Annotated in this window: 5 protein-coding genes; 1 reads left to right on the top strand and 4 read right to left on the bottom strand. The window is 69.3% G+C overall.

The window, feature by feature from the left end; genetic code table 11:
* The 4 genes from JNK30_RS15240 to JNK30_RS15225 form a co-directional block, all read right to left on the bottom strand.
* The coding region (locus JNK30_RS15240) for a hypothetical protein (RefSeq protein WP_293483400.1) at positions 1 to 1,622 on the bottom strand (1,622 nt) is incomplete at its 3' end.
* 9 nt (positions 1,623 to 1,631) lie between these two features.
* Positions 1,632 to 4,679, bottom strand: a complete 3,048-nt coding sequence (locus JNK30_RS15235) for a TonB-dependent receptor (RefSeq protein ID WP_293483398.1) — start codon at positions 4,677 to 4,679, stop codon at positions 1,632 to 1,634.
* A 128-nt stretch (positions 4,680 to 4,807) separates the two neighbouring features.
* Positions 4,808 to 5,782 carry a FecR domain-containing protein gene (locus JNK30_RS15230; RefSeq protein WP_293483396.1) on the bottom strand — a complete coding sequence of 325 codons (975 nt, stop codon included), beginning with the start codon at positions 5,780 to 5,782 and terminating at the stop codon, positions 4,808 to 4,810.
* Positions 5,783 to 5,793: 11 nt separating this feature from the next.
* Positions 5,794 to 6,249, bottom strand: coding sequence for an RNA polymerase sigma factor (locus tag JNK30_RS15225; protein WP_293483395.1), 456 nt, complete (start codon positions 6,247 to 6,249; stop codon positions 5,794 to 5,796).
* A gap of 113 nt (positions 6,250 to 6,362) precedes the next feature.
* Between JNK30_RS15225 and JNK30_RS15220 the strand changes: the two genes are divergently transcribed.
* A complete protein-coding gene (locus JNK30_RS15220) occupies positions 6,363 to 6,581 on the top strand; it encodes a helix-turn-helix transcriptional regulator (RefSeq protein ID WP_293483393.1) in 219 nt (72 codons plus the stop codon).
* Positions 6,582 to 6,736 lie beyond the last annotated feature (155 nt).

Genomic DNA, 6,736 nt, shown 5'->3' with positions numbered 1-6,736 from the left:
GCTCGGATATCCGCTGGGTCGGTATCGGCGAGGGCCGTGTTGATCTCGGCCAGCACACGCGATGGGCCATCCTGCCCCAGCCATTCGAGCCGAGCCTCGTGGCCCTGCTGGTCGACGCGGACAACGGCGGCGCGCCCGTCGTCGCTGACCGCCTCGATTGTGACTCCCGGAGGCAGCGCAAGGTCCGCGGCCTGGACCGCAGGTCCGACCCCCCGAAGCCGTCGGTCGCCTCGCGCCGGCGTCGTCGCGACCCAGCCAACGGCGTGCGCCGCTGTCAGCGGACGTCCGTCCCGGGTCTTCAGTGGTGAGGCGGCGAGCACGGCTGGCGGGGCGTCGAGACGCCGCGCTTGGCCACGGGCCGTAACGGACCAGACCTGGCCCTGCACGATGAAACTGAAGCCCCTCTCATCCAGTGACACGAGGCTGGCTGCGGCCGCCGGCAACTCGTGGGTCATGTCGATGGGCCCGCCGCGGTCCCATCGAAACCAGTCAGCGCGGCTCTCGCCCGATCCGCGCTTGCGTCCGATAAAGATCGGGACCTCTCCCATCCAGTCGGCCCGCACGATCTCGGGGCGACCGAGCACGACCGGCGCTACCGTGTCGTCGTCAAGGACGGTCTCGCGCGCGGCCCGGACGTCGAAACGCCGCAGGCGCCCAGCGCTCCAGGGCGTATCACCCTCGCGGCCGAAGAAGAGGAGCTTCGCACCCGCCGGTGACCACGCCATCAGGCTGGGAAGCACGTCGCATGATCCGCATGGCGTGACGATCCGACCGGTCTGCAGGTCTGCGATCTGCAGAGTCTCGACCTGCGGGCTCACGCCCCAGTCGCCCTGCACCGGCCGTCCAAGCCGGGACTGGATGTCCTCACCGAGTGTGCGGAAGGCCACGTGTGCACCGCCGGGTGCGAGCTCGAAATCCACGATCTCGCCTCGCGCCACCACGGTCTTGCGATCGGTTGTGAGATCGATCCGCACCAGTCGCCAGGGGGTTGGGCGCGGCCGAGCGCTGCGATAGGCCCCGCTTCCGACCACGGTGTGTGCGCCACGGCCGGAAGCCGTCGCTGCCCAGAGGCGCGGGAGCGTCTCTGCGGACACCCGGCCGATCCGGTCGCTGGTCGTGAGGGGCGCTGCGCCGCGGTCGACGACGAGCACCTCGGAGTCGGATCGCCACTGTAGGAGGCGGCCGCGATGCGGTTTCGGCAGGCGGACGTCCAGCCAGCGCACCGCGCCCGTCGAGAGCTCCACCACGCCGAGCCGCCAGTCGCCGTCGTGGAACTGGTAGACGGCGAGGCGTTCGCCCGACGGTGCGACAGCGCCGATCAGCTGGCCCGGCGCTTCGCCAGGCAGCAACGGTCGGGCCGGTCCCGCCGCGCCGCGCTTGGCGATGAAGAGCCGGCTCGTCCCGATGGGCGAGCCCTGGTCGTCATCGAACCGAGGCGCGCCCGCGTATGGTCCGCGTTTCTCGAACACCACCCATCGCCCGGAGGGCCCGATGGCGACCGCGCCGAACGACTCCTGTTGCAGCAGGTCCTCGACGGTGAAGGGTCGGGCGCTGGCGGGCGCGTGGGGCGCGCCGGCCAGCAGGACGAGCGCCAGCAAGGCGCTCGCCGTCACGCGCTTCATGACCCGACCTCACCAAGCGCGCGTGATCTGAATGGCCGCGAAGCGGCCGATGGGGTCGGCGTTTGTGGGGTCGTAGCCGATACCCGCGGGGTTGTCGTAGAAGGGCGGCGCCCGGTCGAAGACGTTGCGCACGTTCAGCGTCACCGTCACGCCACGACCGAACCCGTGATCGGGCGCCGCCAGCCGGGCCTGCAGGTCCACGGTGGGCTGCGCCGAGATGCGGGTCCCCAGGACGTCGCGGTAACGATCGACATAGTTGAAGGCGGCGCCCAGCGTCAGGCGTCCGCGCGTCCAGTCCGCCGTCGCGCGGGCGCGTAACGTGACGGGCGATCCCGCCACGCCGACCCGCTCCTGAGCGCCGGACGTCGGCGTGATCCGCTGCTTGAAGTCGGCCAGGTAGCTGCCGTTCAGGCCAAGCGCCACGTCGTCCTCCCCGACCTGGAACCGGTAGGACGCCGTCACGTCCACGCCGCGCACCCGCAGCGTCGTCGTATTCACGTACCGATTGTCCACGATCGCGGCGAAGGCCTCCGGCGGAAACGCCTGCGCTGTGGCCAGCGTGCCGGGGCGCGCGAGCAGTGCGACGATCAGCGCGCGGTCCGACGCGTTCGTCGCCGGTGCGATGTTCTGCACGAAACTCGTCAGGGCCGGGTCGATGAGGGTCGCGACGGTGTTCTGCTGCACGGGCCGGTCGATGCGGTGACGAAACGCGATGTCGAAGGCGGTGAAGCCGAGGGCGAGGCCTGGGATTCCCGCGGGACGATAGTCCGCGCCGAAGGTCCAGGAGTTCGCCGTTTCAGGCTCGAGGCCGGGATTGCCGCCCCCCAGCACCAGGACGCGCACGCGCGTCCCGTCCGCCTTGTTGAGCTGGATGGAGGACGCCGATTCCGGGTCGTGCACCTCCCGCAGCGCCGGTGCGCGGAACGACCGCCCATAGGTGCCCCGGAGCGTCAGATCCGCGGTCGGACGCCACAGGAGCCCCACCTTGGGATTGGCTGTCGTGCCGACGTCATTGTAGCGCTCGATCCGGCCTGCGAGCGAAACTTCGAGGGCGTCGACCCCTGCACGGCGGTTCGCCTCGCCGACGATCGGCACGCGCAGCTCCCCGAACGCCGCCAAGGTCTCTCGGCTGACGTCGGCAGAGATCTGCGCGGTCGGCGCCGCCGTGCTTGCGAAGTTGGTTCCGCCACGAAGCAGGGTCTCGCGTCGCGCCTGGCCGCCGATCGCGAGCTTGATGGGGCCGCCCGGGCCCGCGAACAGCGTGCCATCGGCCTGGCCGCTGGCGACGTACGAACTGATCTTGATGCGGCTGCTCGTGAAGCCTGAGCTGATAAACGCCAGCATGGCCGGACTGTTCGCGCCGGGCCTGCCGCTGAACGGATTGAAATAGCCGTCTCGCGCCACGTTGAAGGCGGTGTCGGGACGGTCCGCGGTCGTACCCAGCGCCTCGCTGAGGTAGAGTGTGTGGAGCAGTCCCGTCGTGTCGGACTCGCTGATCTCCTGCCCGAATCCGAGATAGCCGTCGGCCTGCCAGTCGCCGAACAACGGCGCCTTCGCGCCCAGCGACGCGCCCCAGGTCTCGGCCGATCCGATGTTCAGCGGATTGCCGAGCTCTTCCTGAAGCGAATAGGCGATCGAATGGGAGGTCGATCCGTTCGGCGACACGAAGAAGGGATTGGATCGGTTGACGCTCAGCGTCGTCACATTGGCGGCCGTGCTGACCGCATACTTTCGGAAGGCATAGCGAACATCGGCGGTGATCTCGACGCCGTGCCCGATCTCCTGGTTCGCCGTCAGGAAGACGGACTGCAGAACCTGGCGCGGCAGGGTGTCGATGCCGGCCCGGCCGTTCTCCAGGTTGACGGTCCCCAGCTGGAAGTCCGAGGCCCGCAGGCCGACGCCGTTCTGGCCGGCCGGGATCGCCCAGCGCGGCGTCTGGGCGCCGGTGATCGGGTCAGGTCCCAGGATGTTGCCGGGGAAGCTGTTCGTCACCCGCCTGTCGCTCCCGCCGAGTGGCCGCAGGTCGGCGCTGGCGGTGTAGGGACGGTCCTCGGCTCGCAGGGCGTCGCGCTTCTGGTACTCCAGGGCGAGGAACACGCTGCCTGTGGACCAGCGGTGACCGAGCGACTGCGAGAGCTGCAGTTGCAGAGGCTCCCCGTCGGTTCCGATCCCGGCGTAGGCGCGGCTCTCGGCGCCTTCGACATCCTTGCGCAGGATGATGTTGACCACGCCGCCGACCGCATCGGCGCCGTACAGCGCCGAGGCGCCATCCAGCAGCAGCTCCACCCGCTCGACCGCGGCCGAAGGGATCGACGAGATATCGGCAAAATCGCCGAAGGAGCCTGACCCGGACAGCCGCCGGCCGTTGACCAGGATCAAGGTGGCGTCGGGCCCGAGGCCCCGCAGATTGACGCTCGAGCCGTAGTTTACATTACGGACGATGCGGTCGGAGCCGGTGGTGAGCGTGCCTTCGGACGCGCCGGTGGCGAAGGCCTGTGGCAGAGCGGCGAGCGCCGAGGCGACGGTGGCATGCCCTGAGCGTTCGAGCGCGGCCCTGTCCAGCACCATCAGCGGTGAGGCGCTTTTCGTCGTCCCGCGGATGTGGGTGCCGGTGACCCGCACCTCATCGACCAGCGTGGGCTCGAGCGCCACCGGGTCGGGAATTGACGCCGATCCGCCAACGTCAGCGGCGCTGACCCCGAAAGGGCGACCGTCGCCGGCCTCCTGCGGACGAGCCGTCACGCGCTCGACCACGATCATCTGGTCATTCACGCGCCGGGCCCGCAGATCGGTTCCGATGAGCAGGCCGGTCAGCGCCTGCTCGGGCGTCATCTGGCCTTTCACCGGCGGCGCGCGGCGACCCGCCACCACGCCCTTGGAGAACATGATCTGCTGCTTGGTCTGAGTGGCGAGGCTCAGCAGCGCCGGTTCCAGCCCCGCCGCATCGACAGAGATCGCATAGGTCGTCTGCGCCTGGGCGGCGCTGGCGACCAGGACAGCGGCCGTGGCGAGCCAGGCCCACCGGCGACCAACGCGGTACTCGAACGCTTCGAACATGTTTCCCCCGCGACGACCGCGGGCTTTGCGCTACCAAAATGGTCTTGCTTCGGCGCCACGAGGTTCGTCTGCAGGGGTAGAGGGCGGATCCGCCACGAAACCCTCGCGCCGCTGTCAGAAAATCGTCGTCACCCCGGAGAAAGCCGTATCTCGCGGGGTGTTTCGGAGGTGACCCGCAGCCCGTAGAGCGAGCGGGCGCCGGCCACGAAGTTGTCCACGTCGCCGGCCACGAACTGGCCGCTGACCAGCTCCCCGGCCACCGCCTCGGGCGCCTCCAGAACCACTTTGCGGTCCGAATAGCGGTTCACCTCGGCCACCGCCTCGCGCAGCGGCACGCCCGAGAACGTCAGCCGCCCGGTGGTCCAGCTCGCCACGGCGCTGGTGTTGGCGACCGAAGGGCGGGAGACGCCCCGTCGGTCGGCGATGACCGCTTGGCCAGGCGTCAATTCCGTCCGCTCGCCGTCGCCGCCCCGCACCTCCACGCGGCCCTGCACGAGCGTCACCCGCACGACGGCGCCGTCGTTGCGGACGTCGAACCGCGTGCCAAGCGCCCGTACGCGCACGCCGTCCGCCACGACCACAAACGGCCGCGAGGCGTCGTGCGCCACATCGAAGAAGGCCTGTCCCCGGTCCAGCACCACCCGCCGCTCGCCATCCCGGAAATCGACCCGCACCCGAGTGTCAGTGTTGAGCCGCACGCGCGAGCCGTCGGCCAGCACCTCGAGCCGCTGGCCGCCCACCTGGGTCGAATAGGTCGGTTCGTAGTTGCGCCACGCGAAGACCGCACCGGCCGCGACCAAGATGCTGGCCAGCCCGAGCCCGATCGGCGCCAGGACGAAGCGGCGCGACGGCCCCGCCTGACCCGCGCCGACCTTTGCCGGGTACTTCGCCAGCGCCGTCTCGGTCATGGCCGCGATCGCCGGCCGCTCCGCCAGCCCGCCCGCGGCTTCCCAGCCTTGCTTCACCCTCTCGAACGCCGCGGCGTTGGCGGGATCCCGTCGCCAGGCGCGGAACGCGTCGAGCTCCTTGGGCGCGATATCCCCGCCGGTCATGACCGTGAACCACTGGGAGGCCTGGGTCCCGCGATCTGCTGACTCGCTCATGGCCTGCCGCCTCAGTCCTGCATCAGGGCCGCACACCTCCGCCGCGCTTCCGTGAGCCGGGCTTCGACGCGCTTCACGGACAGGTTGCAGCGTTGGGCGATCTCCACATTAGAGAGACCACCGAACCGGCTCAAGACAAAGACGTCGCGAATCGGTCCTGGCAGCGCGGCAATCGTCTGCTCCAGCAGGACCGCAACCTCGGCGTCAGGAAGCACCGCAGCCGCCGGCTCATACACGAACCGCGCCTCAGGCCGCCGCCGCACCTCCTCCAGCGCAATACGGATCGCGACCTTGGCGAGGAACGCCCGGGGGCTGCGAATGACAGATCCTGCAGCGAGCGCCCGCGCGATAGATTCCTGAACGAGGTCTTCTGCCGCCTCGATGCCGAAGCGATGCGCGAGAAAGCGGACCAGCCATGCTCGGGTGGACGCTGAGCTAAGAGCGCTTCTCCCTACGTCGGTTGGCAAATCTGAGGAGCTCAAGCGCGGCGCCCTGGGCGGGGTAGAAGTCCCAGACTCAATTTAGCATTGCACACTGTCAGTGTGTAGAGTCGAAGACTCGCCCCGGCAACATTCTCGGGGTGCCTGTTGACCCCGAACTGTTGAGGCTGGGCCGCCGAGTTCGGGCGTGTCGAAAGGCCAGTGGGCTCAGTCAGGAGAAGCTTGCCGAACTCGCTGGGCTGCACCGGAACTACGTCGGCTTCATCGAACGCGGCGAGCGAAATGCCAACGTGAAGACGCTGTTCGCTCTCGCAAACGCACTGCGCATTCAGCCCGTGGAATTCTGGCGTTTCGACTAGGGCCGCTTTTGACTGATTGTGTTGAAGAAGGCCGCGTTCGGGGCGCTGGCGGGGTTGGCCTGCTGAAGCGCGAGCGGCGGCGTTACCGCTCAGGTGGGCGCCGGGAGAGCCGGGGCCGGTATCAGCTTGGCGAGTTTGCGCAGGTTCTGGGCGGT

The sequence above is a fragment of the Phenylobacterium sp. genome (assembly GCF_016793225.1).
Taxonomy (GTDB): domain Bacteria; phylum Pseudomonadota; class Alphaproteobacteria; order Caulobacterales; family Caulobacteraceae; genus Phenylobacterium.
This window is presented reverse-complemented; position numbering and strand designations above follow the sequence as displayed.

Excerpts from the sequence above, each read along its gene's own strand:
- JNK30_RS15230 (WP_293483396.1), bottom strand. The coding sequence starts at position 5,782 with ATGAGCGAGTCAGCAGATCGCGGGACCCAGGCCTCCCAGTGGTTCACG.
- JNK30_RS15235 (WP_293483398.1), bottom strand. The coding sequence starts at position 4,679 with ATGTTCGAAGCGTTCGAGTACCGCGTTGGTCGCCGGTGGGCCTGGCTC.